This window comes from Haloterrigena salifodinae, from assembly GCF_003977755.1.
Lineage (GTDB): Archaea > Halobacteriota > Halobacteria > Halobacteriales > Natrialbaceae > Haloterrigena > Haloterrigena salifodinae.
This window is the reverse complement of sequence record NZ_RQWN01000002.1, coordinates 723,529-741,363: the sequence shown is the minus strand read 5'-3', so window position 1 is coordinate 741,363 and position 17,835 is coordinate 723,529. Positions and strand designations below refer to the sequence as shown.

The 17,835-nt window shown below is 66.2% G+C and carries 18 protein-coding genes; 11 read left to right on the top strand and 7 right to left on the bottom strand.

Translation table 11 applies throughout. From position 1 onward, the window contains the following. Positions 1–69 precede the first annotated feature (69 nt). The 5 genes from EH209_RS12285 to EH209_RS12265 all read left to right on the top strand — a co-directional run bounded on the left by EH209_RS12285 (position 70) and on the right by EH209_RS12265 (position 5,553). A complete protein-coding gene (locus EH209_RS12285) occupies positions 70–732 on the top strand; it encodes a helix-turn-helix domain-containing protein (protein ID WP_126663168.1) in 663 nt (220 codons plus the stop codon). A gap of 100 nt (positions 733–832) precedes the next feature. Further along, positions 833–1,822, top strand: coding sequence for an aldo/keto reductase (locus EH209_RS12280; RefSeq protein ID WP_126663167.1), 990 nt, complete (start codon positions 833–835; stop codon positions 1,820–1,822). 66 nt (positions 1,823–1,888) lie between these two features. Next, complete coding sequence (locus EH209_RS12275) at positions 1,889–2,707, top strand: DUF6498-containing protein (protein WP_126663166.1); 819 nt, start codon at positions 1,889–1,891, stop codon at positions 2,705–2,707. A 109-nt stretch (positions 2,708–2,816) separates the two neighbouring features. Further along, a complete protein-coding gene (locus tag EH209_RS12270; protein ID WP_126663165.1) occupies positions 2,817–3,821 on the top strand; it encodes an aldo/keto reductase in 1,005 nt (334 codons plus the stop codon). Positions 3,822–3,924: 103 nt separating this feature from the next. Further along, complete coding sequence (locus EH209_RS12265) at positions 3,925–5,553, top strand: potassium channel family protein (protein ID WP_126663164.1); 1,629 nt, start codon at positions 3,925–3,927, stop codon at positions 5,551–5,553. A 107-nt stretch (positions 5,554–5,660) separates the two neighbouring features. Here EH209_RS12265 and EH209_RS12260 read toward each other — a convergent pair whose 3' ends face one another. Continuing rightward, a complete protein-coding gene (locus EH209_RS12260) occupies positions 5,661–7,109 on the bottom strand; it encodes a heme o synthase (protein WP_126663163.1) in 1,449 nt (482 codons plus the stop codon). Positions 7,110–7,271: 162 nt separating this feature from the next. Here EH209_RS12260 and EH209_RS12255 point away from each other — a divergent pair, with 162 nt between their 5' ends. Next, positions 7,272–7,586 (top strand): DUF7410 domain-containing protein, encoded by a 315-nt coding sequence (locus EH209_RS12255; protein WP_211338354.1) that lies wholly within the window; start codon positions 7,272–7,274, stop codon positions 7,584–7,586. 70 nt (positions 7,587–7,656) lie between these two features. Here the strand turns inward: EH209_RS12255 and EH209_RS12250 are convergent, their stop codons facing one another. Next, positions 7,657–7,968 (bottom strand): DUF7111 family protein, encoded by a 312-nt coding sequence (locus EH209_RS12250; protein WP_126663162.1) that lies wholly within the window; start codon positions 7,966–7,968, stop codon positions 7,657–7,659. Between the two features lie 129 nt (positions 7,969–8,097). Between EH209_RS12250 and EH209_RS12245 the strand changes: the two genes are divergently transcribed. The 3 genes from EH209_RS12245 to EH209_RS12235 all read left to right on the top strand — a co-directional run bounded on the left by EH209_RS12245 (position 8,098) and on the right by EH209_RS12235 (position 10,542). Continuing rightward, positions 8,098–9,024 (top strand): DUF3267 domain-containing protein, encoded by a 927-nt coding sequence (locus EH209_RS12245; RefSeq protein WP_126663161.1) that lies wholly within the window; start codon positions 8,098–8,100, stop codon positions 9,022–9,024. A 52-nt stretch (positions 9,025–9,076) separates the two neighbouring features. Next, a complete protein-coding gene (locus EH209_RS12240) occupies positions 9,077–9,376 on the top strand; it encodes a PadR family transcriptional regulator (RefSeq protein ID WP_126663160.1) in 300 nt (99 codons plus the stop codon). 521 nt (positions 9,377–9,897) lie between these two features. Then, complete coding sequence (locus EH209_RS12235) at positions 9,898–10,542, top strand: DUF7344 domain-containing protein (RefSeq protein WP_126663159.1); 645 nt, start codon at positions 9,898–9,900, stop codon at positions 10,540–10,542. A gap of 60 nt (positions 10,543–10,602) precedes the next feature. On the opposite strand, the gene EH209_RS12230 is transcribed toward EH209_RS12235, so the two are convergent. Together EH209_RS12230 and EH209_RS12225 are read right to left on the bottom strand one after the other, a co-directional pair. After that, entirely contained in the window at positions 10,603–11,748 is a 1,146-nt protein-coding gene (locus EH209_RS12230; RefSeq protein ID WP_126663158.1) for an acyl-CoA dehydrogenase, read from the bottom strand. A 222-nt stretch (positions 11,749–11,970) separates the two neighbouring features. Further along, complete coding sequence (locus EH209_RS12225; protein WP_211338353.1) at positions 11,971–13,029, bottom strand: complex I subunit 1/NuoH family protein; 1,059 nt, start codon at positions 13,027–13,029, stop codon at positions 11,971–11,973. 85 nt (positions 13,030–13,114) lie between these two features. Here EH209_RS12225 and EH209_RS12220 point away from each other — a divergent pair, with 85 nt between their 5' ends. Then, positions 13,115–13,765, top strand: coding sequence for a helix-turn-helix domain-containing protein (locus EH209_RS12220; protein WP_126663156.1), 651 nt, complete (start codon positions 13,115–13,117; stop codon positions 13,763–13,765). Between the two features lie 57 nt (positions 13,766–13,822). On the opposite strand, the gene EH209_RS12215 is transcribed toward EH209_RS12220, so the two are convergent. Then, on the bottom strand, positions 13,823–14,464 hold the full coding sequence (locus EH209_RS12215) for an SDR family oxidoreductase (protein WP_126663155.1): 642 nt from the start codon (positions 14,462–14,464) through the stop codon (positions 13,823–13,825). 177 nt (positions 14,465–14,641) lie between these two features. On the opposite strand from EH209_RS12215, the gene EH209_RS12210 reads away from it, so the two are divergent. Continuing rightward, positions 14,642–15,688: a phytoene/squalene synthase family protein gene (locus EH209_RS12210; protein ID WP_126663154.1), complete on the top strand. Its 1,047-nt coding sequence runs from the start codon at positions 14,642–14,644 to the stop codon at positions 15,686–15,688. Between the two features lie 186 nt (positions 15,689–15,874). Here EH209_RS12210 and EH209_RS12205 read toward each other — a convergent pair whose 3' ends face one another. Both EH209_RS12205 and EH209_RS12200 read right to left on the bottom strand, forming a co-directional pair. Beyond that, positions 15,875–16,132, bottom strand: a complete 258-nt coding sequence (locus EH209_RS12205; RefSeq protein ID WP_126663153.1) for a DUF5789 family protein — start codon at positions 16,130–16,132, stop codon at positions 15,875–15,877. A 124-nt stretch (positions 16,133–16,256) separates the two neighbouring features. Beyond that, entirely contained in the window at positions 16,257–17,543 is a 1,287-nt protein-coding gene (locus EH209_RS12200; protein ID WP_126663152.1) for a hypothetical protein, read from the bottom strand. Between the last annotated feature and the right edge of the window lie 292 nt (positions 17,544–17,835).

Genomic DNA, 17,835 nt, shown 5'->3' with positions numbered 1-17,835 from the left:
ATCCGCCGTCCGGCGGTCCGTCGAGACGGTAGCTTTGTAGGCACCAGCGGACGTATCTCGAGCAGCGAAATGCGCTATCTCGAGGTGACCCTGCAGCGACCGACGGCCGAGCAGCATCCGATGCACCAGTTCATCGTTGAACACGAGGGGTATACTGCATCGAGATTGCTCTACGGCCACCAGTACGGCGACGAGTACGCGATGCTGTTCTACATCGACGGTCCGCGAGTCCCCTACGAGCCCGCCCTCGAGGACGCCCCCACGGTGCTCGACTACGAGCTCGCACCGTGTCGCGACGATTCCTTCTACCTGTACGTGCGGGAGTCGCTGACGGGGGCCGACCGAACGTTCGTGGACGCGGTCGAACAACCGGGGCTGATCATCATCCCGCCGGTAGCGTTCCGCGACGACGGGACGATACGACTGACGGCGGTCGGTCCCGACGAAGCGATCCAGACGGCGGTCGACGACGTGGCCGATACGGCGCGCGTCGACGTCCGTTCGGTCGGGACGTACCGTGCCGGGCGAATCGACACGCGGGCTGATTTGACCCAGCGCCAGTTCGAAGCCGTTTCCGCGGCCGTCGACTGCGGCTACTACCACACGACCCGGGACGGGTCCCTCGAGGACGTTGCGGATCGACTGGACTGCTCGAGCGGGACGGCGGGGGAGTTGCTCCGGCGGGCCGAACGAACGGTCATGGAAGGGCTCGTCCACGGCGGACCGTTCTGAGAGCGACGGTCCGTCGCGCCATCCCGCGGGGTCGCGGGATCGAACTGTCCGGATTGCCCCGAAGGCAAGGCATACCCGAGACTATCCGCATCGAACACACATGAACCATCGACGGCTCGGTTCGACCGGCTACGACGTTTCTGAGGTCGGCCTCGGCACCTGGAACATCGGCGGCAGTTGGGGCGACGTCGACGACGAAACCGGCCGCGAGGTCGTTCGCGCCGCCCTCGAGGCGGACGTCGACTTCATCGACACGGCGGACGTCTACGGCGACGGCCGCAGCGAGCGACACATCGGCCACGTCTTGGACGAACGCGACGCCCACGACGACGTCTTCGTCGCGACGAAGGCCGGCCGGCGACTCGATCCCCACGAGGCGGATCGGTACGACTACGAGAACATCTCCGAGTTCGTTGCTCGGAGCCAGGAGTACATAAACGAGGAGACGCTGGACCTCCTACAACTGCACTGTCCACCGACCGAGGCCTACTACCAGCCCGAAACGTTCGACGCCCTCGAGCGGCTCAAATCGGAGGGCGAGATCGCCCACGCGGGCGTCAGTGTCGAGACGGTCGAGGAAGCCCTGAAGGCGATCGAGTACGACGTCGTCGAGACGGTCCAGATCATCTTCAACCTGTTCCGCCAGCGCCCGAACGAGCTGTTCTTCGAGCAGGCAAAGCGAAACGATATCGGCGTCATCGTCCGCGTCCCCTACGCGTCGGGCCTGCTGACCGGCGCGCTCGAGCGCGACCAGGAGTTCGCCGAGGACGACCACCGCAACTTCAACCGCGAGGGCGAGGCCTTCGACGTCGGCGAGACGTTCGCGGGTGTCCCCTACGAAACGGGCCACGACGCCCTCGAAGCGCTCGAGCCCCACGTTCCCGAGGACCGCTCGACGGCCGAGTTCACGCTCCGCTGGATCCTCGACCACGAGGCGGTCTCGACGGTCATCCCCGGCACGACCTCGCCGGACCACGTCCGTTCGAACGCCGCGGTCTCAGACCTTGACGCGCTGTCGAATCAGGCCCACGGCGCGGCTCGGGACGTCTACGAGGAGTACGTCGCGGAGCACGTCCACCACCGCTGGTAGCACCGCGGTCAGCCGTCGGAGGGGGCACAACCTATCGCACTTGCTATCGATTTGCGGGAATTTTTAATGGGTGTAAATATATTTTTATTTATAAGAATGTCCGGATCGAAGACGGGCCGTCGAATAGAAACACTGCTACTCTTTGTTGTGAACGCTCTGCCGATCGCGGGGCTGATCGGCTTCGGCTGGCGGCCGTTTCAAGCGCTGTTCGTCTACTGGGTCGAAATCGGCGTAACGCTTCTCGGATACTACGTCGTCGCGTTGTTCGGACAGCGAGACTCCAAACCTGAGGAAAAAGGTGGTGGATCGTATCCCGGGCCGGTACCACTCCCTGTACCCGGTGAATCTTTCAGACCAATTCGATCGCTGCCGCCGCTTCGGTACCGAAACGCGCGGTATATCCCTGCTAGCGTCCCTCTCGTCGCGATCATCTGGTTTCTGCTCTCGCGTGCGTTTTTGGATTTTCCGAACACTGGGGTCGTGATCGAGGGGCGACCCGCTGTGGAATCGATCGTTGGGTACATCGCGATATCGTACACGCTCGAGGGACTCGTGACCGCCGCGATCGCCTCGGTGATCCAGCTGTCCGTACTCGGTCGCGACTTCCTCTCTCGGCGACTCGTCGATCAATACTCCGCGGCGATGCTAGCGGAACTGCCGATTCGCATCGCCGGCGTCTGGTTCGTCGTGTTGCTACTGTTGGTCCCTGTCTATGCCGGAACGATAGTATTTGATATTGGACGTGGCGTCGTCGGCTGGGGGTTTTTCCTTTTGCTCCTCGGAGCGAAACTCGCCGTTGATCTGGCCCTCCTTCGCCTGCGGTACGAACCGAATCCGGGACTGTTCACCCGGCTGTTCGTCCCGAACACACGCGAAACAGCGTAGGCTCCTGCAAATGGATCGCGGCCGTCCCGGGTGTGGACAGCGGCGATTGAACCGCTCGCGGTTCGCCGGTTCCGCATCCGTTTTGCCGTTCGCGCCGAAACCGCCGCGCATGGAGTACACGACCCTCGGTAACACGGGTACGACCGTTTCAAGACTGTGTTTCGGTACCTGGCGCTTCGCGAAGGAGAGCGGCGGCACCGTCGAAACCGACCGTGAGGAAGCTCACGACCTGCTCGACGCGGCATGGGAGCAGGGCATCAACTTCATCGACACCGCGAACGTCTACGGCGATCCCAACGGCACCAGCGAGGAGTGGATCGGCGAGTGGCTCGCGGACCGCGACATCCACCGCGAGGACGTCGTCATCGCCTCGAAGGTCTACTTCCCCTTCGACGGCCGGGGTGAACCCGGACCGAACGACTCCGGTCTCGGGCGCAAGCACATCCGCGCCCAGATCGAGGGCACCCTGGAGCGACTCGGCACGGACTACCTCGACGTCTACTACATCCACCGCTGGGACGAGGACACGCCGATCCGGGAGACCATGCAGACGCTCACGGAGCTCGTCCGCGAGGGGAAAGTCCGCTACCTCGGCGCCTCCTCGATGGCCGCCTGGAAGCTGACGAAGGCGCTGTGGACCAGCGACGTCGAGGGCCTCGAGCGATTCGACGTCACCCAGCCGATGGTCAACGCGGCCCAGTACGACGAGGTCGGCGACTACCTCGACGTCTGCGCCGATCAGGATCTGGCCGTCTGCCCCTACTCGCCGCTTTCGGGCGGCTTCCTGACCGGCAAGTACGACCGCGCCGAGGACGGTTCCGTCGAGGCGCCCGACGGCTCTCGCGGCAGCTTAGACGAGATGTTCGACGACTACTACGCGACCGAGCAGGCCTGGGACGTCCTCGAGGCCGTCGAGTCCGTCGCCGACGAAGTCGACGCCTCTCCGGCCCAAGTTTCGCTGCGCTGGCTGATGGATCAGGATCGCTTCACCTGCGTCCCGATCGTCGGCGCACGAACGCCCGAGCAACTCGAGGAGAACGTCGGCGCGGTCGAGGTCGACCTCAGCGACGAGCAGTTCGAGCGGATCGACGCGGCCCGCGGGGCCGACGACTGAGACCGGAGGCTATCGTCCGCACGTGTGTGGGTATCGCGCACGTTCGCTACGGAGACTGTTTCGGTCGTCACAGCTTCTTGATCCGGCCGGCGAATGGTGACGTATGGAACGCTGGCAACGGCGCGCCGCGAAGACGATTGGCGGCGTACTGGCCCTCATCGTCCTGACGTCGCTGTTGTACCACTACGTCATGGTCGCCGTCGAGGGCCGCTCGCAGAGCTACTTCCACTCGACGCAGGTCGTCATCGAGACGTTCACGGGGACCGGCTACGGCTCCGACTCGCCGTGGGGGTCCCCGCTGGGGAACCTCTTCGTGATGGCGATGGACCTCGGGACGTTCCTCGTCCTCTTCATCGTCGTCCCCTACGTCTTCCAGCCGATCCTCGAGGAGTCGTTCTCCCCGACGGCGCCGCGCACCACGGAACTGGCGGACCACGTCCTCGTCTGTGGCTACTCCTCGCGCAGCGAGCGCCTCGTCGACGAGTTCGAGAGCCGGGGCGTCGATCACCTCGTGGTCGTCGAGGACGAGTCGGAGGCGCTGGCCCTCGACGAGGCGGGAACGTCCGTGATTCGGGGCGATCCCACTGCGGTCGAGGACTTAGAGCGAGCCAACGTCGACGACGCGGCCGCGGTCGTGATCGACACCGCCGACGAGGCGGCCGCAAGCGCCGTCCTCGCCGTCAGAGAGCGGACCGCGGACGTTCGCGTCGTCGCCCTCTGTAGCGACCGGTCGCTCGAGCGCCCGCTCCGCTACGCGGGCGCCGACACCGTCGTCACGCCGCGACACCTGCTCGGTCGTCGGATCGCCGAACGGGTCCGGGCCGAGATCGATCCGCGCGTCAGCGACGTGACGAGCCTCGGCGACGGCGTCTCTCTCGTCGAACTCTCGGTCTTCGAGGAGAGCACCGTCTGCGGAAAGACCCTCGCCGAGCTCGGTGTTCTCGAGGCGACGGACGTGATCCTCGTCGGCCTTTGGAAGGGAGGCGCGTTCGTCAGCGAGCCGTCACCGGACCTCGAGATCGACGAACACACCGTATTGCTCGTCGCCGGTGACGAGTCGACGCTGAAGGAACTCGAGAGCCACACTGCACCCGCCCGGACGTCCCACCCGAGGGTGGTCGTCGCAGGTCACGGCGAGGTCGGCTCGACGATCAGCGAGCGCCTCCGTGCGGCCGGCGTCGCCTGTACCGTTATCGACCGTGAGGAACTGCCGGGTGTCGACGTCGTCGGCGACGCGACCGACGAGGATGTCCTCGAGCGAGCCGACCTCCAGACGGCGACGGCATTCGTCGTCGCGGTCGGCAGCGACGACGAGGCCATCCTGTCGGCGCTCGTCGCGCGCGAACTCGCGGACGACCTCGACGTCGTCGTCCGTGCCAACGACGCCGACAGCGAGCGGAAGCTGCGGCGGGCAGGCGCCGACTACGTGCTCACCCTCCCCGACATCAGCGGTCGACTGCTCGCGCTGGACGTCCTCCGCGAGGAGATCCTCTCCTACGACCGTCAGCTGACGGTCGTCCGCTTCGAGTCCGGGCGGTTCGCGGGCCGGACCCTCGGCGAGACGACGATCCCGGAGAGCGACTGCATCCTCGTTGCCGTCGAGCGCGACGGCGAGATCGTCACGGACGTGCCGCTCGAGTTCCGGTTCGAGGCCGACGACAGCCTTCTGGTGGCGGGCGATGACGAGGCGATCGACGCGCTCGAGTCCGGTTTCGATTCGGCGCCGGCGTGAGAACTGGTACCGTTTCCGCGATCAGTCCGAAGGAGTCGCTGCTACCGTGGAGCGGTCGATCGGTTCACAGACTGGCTGGAGTAAAGAGAATGGAGCGAATCGGCGACTCAGAACAGCGAGCCGGTCAGGACGAGTGCGTCGACCAGCACCGCGACGAGGACGGCCCCGAGGAAGGCGTTCGAAGCGTGGAACGAGCGGAACGCCGCGGCCTCGGTCTGCTCGAAGTGGAGCCTGACGGCGGTCCAGAGGAAGATCCCGCCGAAGACGACGACCGTCGCCGCATAGAGCGCGCCGAGGTTGGCGATCCAGGCCAGTGCGACCGTGCTCACGAGCGTCGCCGCGAGGTAGTAGATGATCTGCTTTCGCGTCTCGGTCTCGCCGCGGACGACAGGCATCATCGGGAAGCCGCCGCGGGCGTAGTCGTCCTTGTAGGCCAGCGCGAGGTTGTAGAAATGCGCCGGCGTCCAGAGGAAGATCACGCCCGCGAGCGCCAGCCCCGGAAGCCCGATCTCGTTAGTGACCGCGGCCCAGCCGATCAGCGCTGGGAGCGCACCCGCAGCCCCGCCGATGACCGTGTTCTGGACGGTGTTGGGCTTGAGGACGAGGGTGTAGACGACGCTGTAGAAGATGATCGCCGCGAGGCCGAGTGCGGCCGCCAGCCGGTTGATCGTCAGGAAGACGCTCAGCGAGGCGACGGTCAACAGCCCGCCGAAGGCCAAGGCGTTGCGAACGGGAATCAGGTCGGTCGCCAGCGGGCGGTCCGACGTGCGGGACATCTTCCGGTCGACGTCGCGTTCCAGGACGTGGTTGAAGGTTCCCGAAGCGCCGATGGCGAGGACGCCGCCGCCGAGCGTCGCCAGAATGGTGTAGCGGTCGAGCGACGGGCCGGCGGCCAGCGCCATCCCCGCGGCGGCGACCAGACAGAGCAGCCACATCAGCCGCGGTTTCATCATCTTGAAGTACGCGAACGCGGTGAGCCGGGCTCGAGCGAGCCCGCCCTCGGGAAGGGTGCGGTCGCCGCCGGCCGCACCCTCGCTGACCGCGCCCTCCTCGAGCGGTTCGGGATCGATCATGTCGTCGTCGCTGCCGGTGGCGAGTTCGAGATCCCAGGCGAGCGCGAGGACGACCGTCCCGAAGATCACGAGGCCGAGCGAGAGGTGGAGGCCGGGGACGATCGCCGCGGGGCCGGACATCGCCGTCGCGGCGCCGACACCGACCTGTACCACGTAGAGGGCGGCGCCGAGGACGATCGCCGCCGTGACGCGCCGCGAGACGTCACCGAGGACAGCGGTGACGGCCGTCGCGGCGACGAGCAGGCCGACGATGACGGCCGCGATCCGGTGGCCCCACGCGACGAGGAGTTGGGTCTGACTCAGCGGATCGACGGGTGCGTGACAGGTCGGCCAGGTCGAACACGCCGCGGTCGCGTTCGTCAACGAGGTCGTCGCGCCGACGATCAACAAGAGGTAGACCCCCAGCGCGGTCGCTGTCAGTAGTGCGGAGAAGCGCTGTCGAGTGCCGATCGGACGGGGAAACGACGCTGATTCGGTTGCCACGGCTATTCTCGTCTACACCGTTCGACTCCGCGTATTTATCGTTCCCGCTTCGTCCCGCTTCTCGGGAAGACGATTGCGGGCGGACGCCGCCTGATCGCCTTCGAGTCGCGGTCGCTGAAACAAAGGCAGAGATCAATACGTGACGGTCGCGTAGGGGACGGTGTGTACCCGACCGACCGATCGCGGTCGACCGCCGATACCGACGGCGGAGCCGCGAGCCACGCGGAGATCGACCTCCGGGGCGACGAGCCGGCCGCGCAGTGTCCCTACTGCGACCGGGCGTTTCGCGAGCGGCGCCTCGAGGCGCTCCACCGAGGCTACGACCACCCGGATCGGCTCTCCGACCGCGAACGGGCCGCGTTCGAGCGGGCCTACCTTGAAGAACGGCCGACGGTGCGACGGGCCCGGCTGTTCGCGCTGGGCACGGTGGTGCTCGGCTACTTCGGGCTGCTGTTCGTCTACGCGATCGTCCTCTGACCACGTTCGCGTCGACCGGCGGATCGACTCGCGGAGCGCCGGCACGACGGGGAGACGGCGCCCGGCGTGGTCACATCCCCATGTCGTCGGCCGCCGCGGGCACCGGCAGATCGTGGGGGGCGACGCCGAGCAACTCCGCGGCGTGGTCTAAGGCCATGTCGAACCCGTAGTAGCGCTCGAGTTCGTCGCCGTCGGCCGTCGGTCGCACCTTCAGCATGGCGTAGCCCTCGGTGTTCTGTGCGATCGCGGCGGTCGCACCCGGGCGGGCCGCCGCGGCGTCGTCGGTGACCTCGAACGCGAGGCGGCGTTCCGACTCGGTCTCCGTGTACGTCGCCCTGATCCCCTGTTCCGCGGCGGTTCGGTCGTCAGTCTCGTCGCTCATGTCGGCCACTCGCGGGTCGAGGACCGGGAAGTTATCGGTTTCCTTCGCAGTCGGCGCGCCCGAAGCGGGTCGAATCGCTCGAGCGCGGGAATCGGTACCGATTTTTCGGTCCCACGAGAGACTCCGGTCGTGAACCGGACGGAGCCTCGCGAGTCCCCGCGCCTGATCGCGACGTTCCGACGCACGCGGTCGGTCGCCGTTCAGTGGGTCGTCGTCTCCGCGGTCGGCTTTTTCGGCTTCGCCTACCTGTTCGGCCACGTCCGCGCGGCGATTCTCGGCACCTCGCTCGAGCCGATCGTCGTACCGGTGTTCGCGCCGCCGGACGCGCTGCCCTGGCTCGTTGCCTCGGCGGGCCTCGTCGCGCTGATCGTCGTCCCCCACGAACTGCTCCACGGCGTCTTCATGGCCCGCTACGGAGGCGACGTCGGCTACGGGGTCGACGTCGCGTACTTCGTCCTCCCGTACGCCTACGCGAAGACCGACGGGACGAGCTACGCGCGCAACCAGTTGCTTGTCGCCCTGCTGGCGCCGTTCGTCGGCATCACAGCCGTCGGGCTGGCGGCGATGGTCGTCCGCCCCTCGCCGCTGGTGATCGTTCCGCTGGCGGCCAACGCCGCGGGATCGATCGGCGACCTCCGGATGGCCGGCGTTCTCCTGCAGTATCCCGCGGACGTCCGCGTCGGTCCGCTTCCCGACGGCGACGCGCAGGGGTTCGGGATCTACGGCTCGAGGTCCACGCCCGCCGAGGACGGCCGCCGACCGGGAATGCGATTCCTCTCGCGGATCGTCGTCGGCGCCGTCGGGACGCTGGCGCTGCTCGCGACCGCGCTCGTCGCGACGGTGTTCGTCTCGCTGGCCATCGGCTCGGGGACCGTCGTGATCGGAGAGCCCGGAACCCGGTGGTTCCTCTTCCGTCACGAACTCGCCTCCGGAGCGGGGGCGGTCCTCCTCGAGTTCGGAACCGCCGCGGGACTCGCCGCCGCGGTCGCCGGCGGACTCGCGTGGGCGGGGATTCGGGAGTGTTATCGCGTCTTCGTCCTCGGTCGGATCAATTGACGGCCGCGACCGGAACCGTAACGCTCGAGCGTTCGGTCGATCGAAGACGAGTATGAGCAAGTGGCTCCGGAGCGGGCGCCGCCGCGACATCTGTTTCCTACTAGCCGGTTCCGAGGACGGCGAACTGCGCAGCCAGCAGCTGAAGTCGCGCCTCGAGTCCCACTACGACGAGCACCTCGAGCCGAAGTCGTTCTACGGCTCGCTGTCGGCACTCGAGGACGCGGGCTTCGTCGAGAAACACACCGAAGGGCTGTACGACGTTTACGCGCTCACCGAGGCCGGCGAGCGGCGGGTCCGAAACCACTACGAGTGGGTTCGGGACTGTCTCGGGGGCAACGACTCGAGCGAGTAGCCCGTACGGTCGCCTCGTTCGACGCCGACTCGTCGACGGATGTCTGTCACTGACGGCCGAAACCGGGTGGCTGCGGTCGGCGTTGCGCTCGTCTTGTTTTTCTCTACGACGCAGTTCGTTGTGAGTCGACGTCGTCCCCTCGCTGACCGCGACCGTCGGCGGAGTCATCGGAGAAATAGCGTGGAATATATCGTCCCAGTAATAACATTTAGACAACGCTACCTGGTATTGTCATTTAACCAACAACACTCCGAAATAAGATAATTTTGGATATGAAATCCAGTCTAGATTTAACTCCTATTCGGCGAAACATAGACTCTTGAGAGGAGACAAGTCCGAACGGCCGAATTTTGAACAATACCGCTAACGAACGCCTCCGACGCCGAGACGTCGGTCGCGAATCTGTTAGTAATCGCGGACGATCGGCAACATACTAGATTCAACTGCGGACCAGTGTATGAATAATTGCACAAATCGGTAGGGAAGGTTTATGTTTGGTCAAATTCCTTCTCAATTACTGAATGGTGCGAAACGTAGGACGTCGATCCCGCCCTTCGATAGAGTCCTCCGGGGATTCACGATCCGACGAGCCGCGCGAACTCTCTCAGGACGAGATCTTCCACATCCTCCAGACGAATCGCAGACGAGACGTGATCGCCTATCTGCTGGACAGAACGGAAACGGACTCCGTCAAGATGCGCGACATCGCCGAACTCGTCGCGGCGAAAGAAAACGAGACGACCGTCGAAAACCTAACCTCGACCCAGCGCCAGCGCGTCTACATCCCGCTGTACCAGAGCCATCTGCCGAAACTGGACAAGGAGGGGATCATCGAGTACGACAAACCCCGCGGCATCGTTCACCCGACCGATCGACTCGAGATCTTTCGCCCGTATCTCGACGCAGCGAACGCTACCGCCGGCGACGACCGGTCGACCGACGGCGCCCCTCACGGATCAGTTGTGCGTTCGAACAGCGAGTACTACGTCGGGGCGATCGGCGCGGGCGTCGGCCTGCTGGCGGCCTCTGCGTCCGGTTTGCTCCCGGTTTCCGGACTGCTTCTCGCGGCGATCACCGTCGCGCTGTTCGGTCTGGCTCACGTCGCCGCGACGCTCTCCGTCCCCCGCTCGACCGACGGCGCCGACGAAAGTCGCCCGCTCTACTGACGGGAGGCGTCCGAGCAGACGGCCGGACGGGAGGTACTCGATCGGCGATCGCTGGTCGTCTTACTCCTCAAGCAGTTGGTCGCCGATCGTGTTCCGCAGCACCTCGCTGGTGCCCTCGTAGATCTCGTTGAGCTTGGCGTCGCGGTAGAACCGCTGGGCGGCGAAGTCCTTGGTGTAGCCGTAGCCGCCGTGGATCTGGATCCCCTCGTTGGCGACCTCGCGACTCACCTCTGAGGCGTACAGTTTGGCCTGGGAGGCGTCTTTGATGTAGTTCTCGCTGCGGATCTTCTTGTCCGCGGCTTTGTGCATGAGCATCTTGGCGGCCTGGATCTTGGTGTCCATATCGGCCAGCTTGTGCTTGATCGACTGGAACTCGCCGATAGGCTGGCCGAACTGCTCGCGCTCGTTGGCGTAGTCGCGGGCCTCCTCGAAGGCCGCGCGGGCGATGCCGACCCCGCGGGCGGCGATGGTGATCCGACCGCCATTGAGCGTCTTCAGCGCGTGGACGAAGCCCTCGCCCTCCTCGCCGAGCCGTCGCGATTCCGGAATCCGGAGGTCGTCGAACCGGAGTTCGGCGGTCGGACACCCCTTGTCGCCGAGTTTCTCCTCTGTGCCCTCGACGATGAAGCCGTCGTCCTCCTCGGGCCGGACGATAAAGGAGGAGATTCCCTTGTTGCCCGCCTCGGGATCGGTCTTCGCGAAGAGGGTGACCGTGTCGGCGACGGAGCCGTTCGAGATCCAGAGCTTGCCGCCGTTGATGACGTACTCGTCGCCGTCCTTCTCGGCGACGGTGTCCATCGCCGGCACGTCGCTGCCCGCGCCCGCTTCCGAAAGCGCGAACGCGCCGATATCTCGACCCTCCGCCAGCGGCGTCAGGTACTCCTCCTTCTGGGACTCGTCGCCGAACTCGTAGAGCATGTTTCCAGCCAGCGACGTGTGGGCGGCGACGATCGTGCCGAGGCCGCCCGAACCGCGGGAAATTTCCTCGAGGCCGATCGCGTAGGAGTGATAATCGAGCCCGGCACCGCCGTATTTCTCGGGGAACGGCATCCCCATCAGCCCCAGCTCGGCCATCTCGCTCACGAGGTCCGCGGGGAACTCGTCGTCGTGGTCGATCTCGTCGGCGATCGGGACGACCTCCTCGTCGACGAACTCCGACACCATGTCGCGGATCTGCTCCTGTTCGGGTGAGAGTGAGAAGTCCATGCGCGAGCTATCGAGGTGGGCGTTGTTAGTGGTATCGTTCCGCACGGACGGTTTCGACGCTCGGTCGGGCGAAACAAGCCCGACTACGACGGCCGGGGAACGGCGGCTCCGAGCCGAAACGAGCCGCGAGCGACGCTCAGTTCGGAGCGATCGTCTCGAGACACGGACACCGCTGATTCCTCGCGGCGTCGGCTCGGTATTCTCCCTTCCCAACACCCGTCTTCAGGGGGCCAGGAGACCGACGACGATGGCCGTGAGCAGTAGGTTGGCGAACGAGAGGACGAGCAGTCCCTTCCAGCCAATCTCGATGAGTTGGTCGATCCGGACCCGCGGCAGCGCGGAGCGGGCCCACTGCGTGAACAGGAACACAGCCCAGATCTTGACGAGGAACCAGACGAATCCAGGGAGGAGCGGACCGGCCGGTCCGCCGAGGAAGATCGTCGCGACGAGCGCACCGCCCAGGAAGACGTGCACGAACTCACCCATATAGACGAGCACGAAGTAGACCGAGGAGTACTCTGTCTGGTAGCCGGCGACGAGTTCAGTTGGCGCTTCCGGCGTATCGAAGGGATTGCGCCCTACTTCCGCGAGGTTCGCGAGCAGGAAGAGGACAAACGCGAAGGGGTTGACGATCGCGTACCACGACGGGATCGCCAGCCCACCGAGTTCGACGAGCGTCGTCTGCTGGGCAGCGACGATCTCACTCGTCCGGAGCGTGCCGGCGAAGATCACGACCGACATCCCGGTGACGACCAGCGGGATCTCGTAAGCGATGTTCTGTGCGACCACGCGCAGGCCGCCGAGCATCGAGTACTTGTTCGCCGACGCGTAGCCGCACATCGCCAGCCCGAGCGTGGCGAGCGACGCGACCGCGAAGACGTACGCGAGCCCCGTTTCGGGGTCTGCCAACTGGACGGTGACGCCATCGACCGACCCCATCGGAACGACCGCGAACCCGATGACGGCCGAGAAGACGACGAGGACCGGTCCGAGGTCGTACGCCGGGCGGTCGGCGCCCTCCGGGACGATCAGTTCTTTCGAGAGCAGGCGGATGGCGTCGGCGACGATAATCAGCGTTCCGAACGGCCCGAGCCGGTTCGGGGCGATCCGGTCAGTGAACGCGGCCGTTACCTTGCGCTTGGCCCAGATGACGATCGCCGCACACGTCAGCGGAATCAGCGCGACAAGACCGGCAGCCGTGATCGCGGCGACGGCCCGTTCCAGTGCGGTCGGCGAGGCACCGAACAGCGTCCGTGCTATCGCCTCGGGGAGTAACGTCATACGCGACGATTCGAGTCGCTCCCGGAGTCCGGTTCTGCGATACATATTCGGACTTTTATGTTATCGCCGACCGAACCGCCGACCGATGAGGTATCTCCGGCTGACCGTCCGGCCGACGGACCGCGAAATCCATCCGGTGCACACGGCCATGACGGAACGGGAATTCGTCGACCGCGTCCGGATGCTTCACTGGAACACCACGGACGTCAACGTCCCCGCGATCCTGTTCTACGTCGTCGGTGATCCCGAACGTCTCGCCGACGCGCTCGAGTCGATTCCCGAGATCGAGTCGTTCGGCGTCACCCGAATCGACGAACGGCGGTGCTACTGTTACACGCAGGGTCGGACGACCGAAGTCGAACGGACGCTGTACGGCGCGTTCACGCGGGACGGACTGGTTGTCCTCCCACCATTGACCTACGAGGACGACGGCGGGGTACGCTTTGGGGTCGTCGGTGAGGGCGACGCGCTCCGGGCGGCGCTGGCGGCCGTTCCGGACGGGATCGACGTCGCGGTCGAGCGCGTCGGGGAGTACGACACGCCGCGGGAGACCGTCGACGCCGCGCTCACGTCGCGCCAGCGGGAGACGCTCGCCACCGCGAAGGCGGTGGGCTATTACGAGACCCCGCGCGAGGCGACGATCGAAGACGTGGCCGCGGAACTGGACTGTGCGCGCAGTACTACGGCGGAACACCTCCAGAAGGCGGAGTCGCGTCTCGTTCGAACGGTGCTCTGACCGCGGCGACGACGGACGGTTCGTCGGGGCAACACGAGCGTACTCGTCCGTCTCTCGTCATCGCGGGGCGATCGTCTCGAGGGCCTCCTCAATCGGTTCGTCGCCCGAGAGGAGTTCGAACGTCTCACCGATCAGTTCGTCGTGCTCGAGCGCGACCACGAGCGTCCGGGCGACGTCCTCGCGGGGGATATTGCCGGCGTTCAGCCCGATGTCGTCGCCGACTTCGACCGTCCCGGTTCCGGAGTCGGTCGTCAGTTCGCCCGGCCGGACGATCGTCTCCTGCAGGTCGCTCTGTCGGAGGTACTCGTCGGCCTCGGCCTTGGCGATCAGGTAGTCCTCGAGGGCGTCAGGGCCCGACTCCGGGTCGTCGGCGCCCATCGAACTGAGCATGACGAAGCGGTCAATTCCCGCGTCTTCGGCGGCGTCGATCAGGTTGATCGCGCCGTCGCGGTCGACGCCGTAGACGTCCTCGCCGCCCGAGCCGGCGGCGAAGATGATCGCGTCGCAGCCTTCGACCGCGTCCGCGACGTCCTCGGTCAGATCCGCGACGACGGGGTCGCCGCCCAGTGCTTCCACCTCGTCGGTCTGGTCCGGATCGCGGACCATCGCTCGAGCGGTGTCGCCGCGCTCGGCGAGCAGTTCGGTGACGTGCTGTCCCACCTGTCCGTGTGCGCCGGCGACGAGTACGTTCCGAGTCACGACCGCGCTTTGGCCGCGCGGCGGGAAACGAATTGCGGCGGGAACTGCCGGGCCGCCGGCGCGCTCTCGCCGCCCCTCTCCCGTCCCCGGGTTTGGACGCCGACGTTCACGTCGACCGGAAGAACACGCCGCGACCGGGGTGTTTTTCCCGGGAGAGGTCGAAATGGACTCGAGTAGATGACCACGGGCCAGCCCGAACCTCCAACTGACGCCGACCTGGAGTGGTGTTACGACGCGGTTCACGGCGTTTCGCGGACCTTTTCGATAACGATCGATCGGCTCGAGGAGCCGATGGCGAGACACATCTGTCTGGGATACCTCCTCTGTCGGGTCGCCGACACGATCGAAGACGCAGGACACATTCCGCCGGAAACGCAGACGGAATTGCTCACCGAATACGATCGCGTGCTCGATCCGGATGCCGACCGAACCGTCTCGGAGTTCATGACCGACGTCGAGCCGTGGCTCCCCGAGGAACGCGGCGACGACTGGGAGGTCGTCGCCCAGACGCCGCGAGTGCTGAGGACCTTCGAGTCGCTTGCCGACGAGCCCCGCGAGATCATGCGCGAACCGGTTCGGGAACTCGTCGACGGCATGGCGATGTTCACCGACCGCTACGCCACCGAGGGCGGACTGCGCTTACAGACCGTCGAGGAACTCGAGGAGTACTGCTGGTACGCCGCCGGCACCGTCGGGACGCTGATCACCGGGCTGGTCGCCCGCGGCACCTCCCGAGAGCGGGCCGATGAGATGCGGGAGAACGCCCGTTCGTTCGCCCTCCTCTTGCAACTGGTCAACATCGCGAAAGACGTCGAGGACGACTACCACGAGGAGAACAACGTCTACCTCCCCGCCGAGTGGCTCGCGGCGGAGAACGTCGACGTCGAGGCGGTCACCGACGAGGCCCACCACGGTGGCGTCACGAACGTCATCAAGCGGGTGACAGGCCGCGCCGAGCGCTACCTCGACGACGCCCAACGGTACCTCGAGGTCGTCCCCGAACACCACGGTAACCGGCTCTCCGCGTGGGCGATTCCCTACCTGCTGGCCGTCGGGACGCTCCGCGAACTTCGAGAGCGACCCGAGGACGTCGTCCGCGAGGGCGACGTCAAGGTCTCTCGAGCCGAGGTCTTCGCGTTGCTCCAGCAGTTCGAGGACGGCGTCTCGCGGTCGAACCTGGCCGAACTGCGCAAGGAGATGGCGGAGAAACCGTTACACCACTGACCGCTTCACTCGTCGGTTTCGCACGCGTCTAACGGCGCGACTCTCGGATCCGGTGTCGGCTGTCGCGTCGACGGGGACGTGAGCGCAATCCGTCCTCCATCCGGAGACCTCGAGTCGGTCGGCGATCCTGAGACCACCACTTCGAGTCTGCTGAGCCGGGTTCGGCGCTGATGGCGTTCCGTACGCTTATCCTTCCCCTTCTGACTGATAGGGCTCGCCGACGGCGTGGCGAGGGAGGAGGTTGAACACTTCCGATTGCAGATCGTCCGTCGACGAGAACTCGTCGGCGCCCGATCCGGCGACGAGGTCACCGAGGTTCTCCTCGCCGTCGGCCAAGACCAGCGTCACGTCGTCGCACTGGTCGGCGACCGCGTCTCGAGAGACCGGATAATCGAGTTCCTCGAGCACCGGCTCGATGTCGTTGAGGTGGACGTTTCGGCCCATATCGGGCCCTTCGACGCCAGTCTGCTTACAGCTACGCATGCGTCAGCGATCGGAACGGTCCGCGCCGAACGGCTCGCTCGTCCGCTTTCCGACCGCCGTTCGGTCCGACTCCAGCCTCGATTTATCAGTCGAGGCCGAGCGCGAGCCGTCGGCCGAGCAGCGCGAGCGGGTAGCCGAAGGCGGCGACGGCCGCGACCCACGGCAACAAGAGGAGGCCGTACAGAGCCGGTCCGTAGCCGAACGCGGAGACGGGAGCGACGCTCGCGATCGCGACGATCGGCGCGACCGCGGCGCCCGCGACGAGCGCAACCGGGAATCGTCCGCGCTCGGCGACGTACCCGATCGGAAGACAGAGCGCGGTGGCCGCGCCGAAACAAAGCGGAATCGCGTACACCGGCGGGCCGGCAAGCAGGAGGGCGACCCCGCCGGTGACGACCGTCGCGAGGAGCGATAGTCCGACGAGCCCGCGGGTCTCGAGCCGACGGCCGAGGCGGCGCGCCGCACTTCCCAGCAGGGCGTACCCGACCCCGAGCGAGGCCGGCGCGACGGCGCCCGGCGCGAGGCCGGCGTCGGTCGCAACCACGCCGACGACGAGGAAGCCTGCCGCCCCGACAGCGCCGACGGTTACGATCAGTCGCTCGAGCGTCGCGGCGTCGAAGACGGCGATCCCCAGATCGGCTCGACAGACTGCAACGCCGACGAGTCCGACGAGTAGCCCGAGCGCGGCGCCGCCGTACACCCCGTGCTCGAGGGCCGTCGGCCCGACCTCGAGGCCGATCGTGGCGTAACCGGCCGCCGCTCCGAGGACGCCGCCGCTGCCGTAGGTGACGTACGTCTGCCTGTCGAACTCGGCGTCGTCCGTCCACGTTGCGGTATTCTCGTCCACCGCGGCGTCCGGGACGCGGTTCGTGATTTCCGTCCCCTCGGGCGCGTGGATCGTCACGCGATCGGCCGTCCGGCCGTAGCGAGCGTTCGACGTTCCGAGAGCGAAGTAATCGACGATCCAGGCGTCACCGACGCCCTGCCTGGCGACGTCGTCGACGGCGTACTCGACGACCACCGTCTCCCCCTCGAGCGTCGATTCGACGGCGCCGACGTCGCCCTCAGCCGCGTGATAGGGCGTCCACGCGTCGTCGACCGCGGCCTCGAGCACGCTCTCGTTGGTCCGGTATCGCTCGGCGGCCGAGGAGTTGACGGGGACACGAGCCCGCCAGAGCGAATCGCCGCGTTCGTCGACGTGGATATCGAGCGTCCCCGCCCCGGTCGCGCCGTCGATCCCCGCCCTGTCGGACACGTCGGAGCTACAGACCCCGCAGAGTTCCGTCGGCGGCGGTGCGCCCGCGACGACGGCGATTCCCGCGAGACCGACGAGACAGAGGAGGGCGACGATCGCGAGGCGGGATGGCCGCATATTTCCCACATTAGAATATAAGATATAAAAACATTGAGGTGGATCGAACGGGTGTTTGACCGGTGGTCGCGATCCGGAGTCGCGGCGTCGGGAATCAATAGGTCCGCCTCGTCGATCCCGCACGCGGGGCCGTCCTCGAACGCCACGGCTTCGACGACTACGGCCAGTCGGTCACCCTCGCCGATAGCGTCTGTCTCGTCGCCACCGCCGAGGGAATCGTCGCGTTCGACAACGAGTGATTGCGGTACGCTCAGTGACAGTGGATGGGAGACCGTTTCTTCACTTCTCTCGA

Coding starts and splice junctions, on each gene's coding strand:
- EH209_RS12200 (WP_126663152.1), bottom strand. CDS start 17,543: ATGCGGCCATCCCGCCTCGCGATCGTCGCCCTCCTCTGTCTCGTCGGT.
- EH209_RS12205 (WP_126663153.1), bottom strand. CDS start 16,132: ATGGGCCGAAACGTCCACCTCAACGACATCGAGCCGGTGCTCGAGGAA.
- EH209_RS12270 (WP_126663165.1), top strand. CDS start 2,817: ATGGAGTACACGACCCTCGGTAACACGGGTACGACCGTTTCAAGACTG.
- EH209_RS12265 (WP_126663164.1), top strand. CDS start 3,925: ATGGAACGCTGGCAACGGCGCGCCGCGAAGACGATTGGCGGCGTACTG.
- EH209_RS12280 (WP_126663167.1), top strand. CDS start 833: ATGAACCATCGACGGCTCGGTTCGACCGGCTACGACGTTTCTGAGGTC.
- EH209_RS12210 (WP_126663154.1), top strand. CDS start 14,642: ATGACCACGGGCCAGCCCGAACCTCCAACTGACGCCGACCTGGAGTGG.
- EH209_RS12225 (WP_211338353.1), bottom strand. CDS start 13,029: ATGACGTTACTCCCCGAGGCGATAGCACGGACGCTGTTCGGTGCCTCG.
- EH209_RS12250 (WP_126663162.1), bottom strand. CDS start 7,968: ATGAGCGACGAGACTGACGACCGAACCGCCGCGGAACAGGGGATCAGG.
- EH209_RS12275 (WP_126663166.1), top strand. CDS start 1,889: ATGGGTGTAAATATATTTTTATTTATAAGAATGTCCGGATCGAAGACG.
- EH209_RS12285 (WP_126663168.1), top strand. CDS start 70: ATGCGCTATCTCGAGGTGACCCTGCAGCGACCGACGGCCGAGCAGCAT.
- EH209_RS12220 (WP_126663156.1), top strand. CDS start 13,115: ATGAGGTATCTCCGGCTGACCGTCCGGCCGACGGACCGCGAAATCCAT.
- EH209_RS12235 (WP_126663159.1), top strand. CDS start 9,898: ATGGTGCGAAACGTAGGACGTCGATCCCGCCCTTCGATAGAGTCCTCC.
- EH209_RS12240 (WP_126663160.1), top strand. CDS start 9,077: ATGAGCAAGTGGCTCCGGAGCGGGCGCCGCCGCGACATCTGTTTCCTA.
- EH209_RS12230 (WP_126663158.1), bottom strand. CDS start 11,748: ATGGACTTCTCACTCTCACCCGAACAGGAGCAGATCCGCGACATGGTG.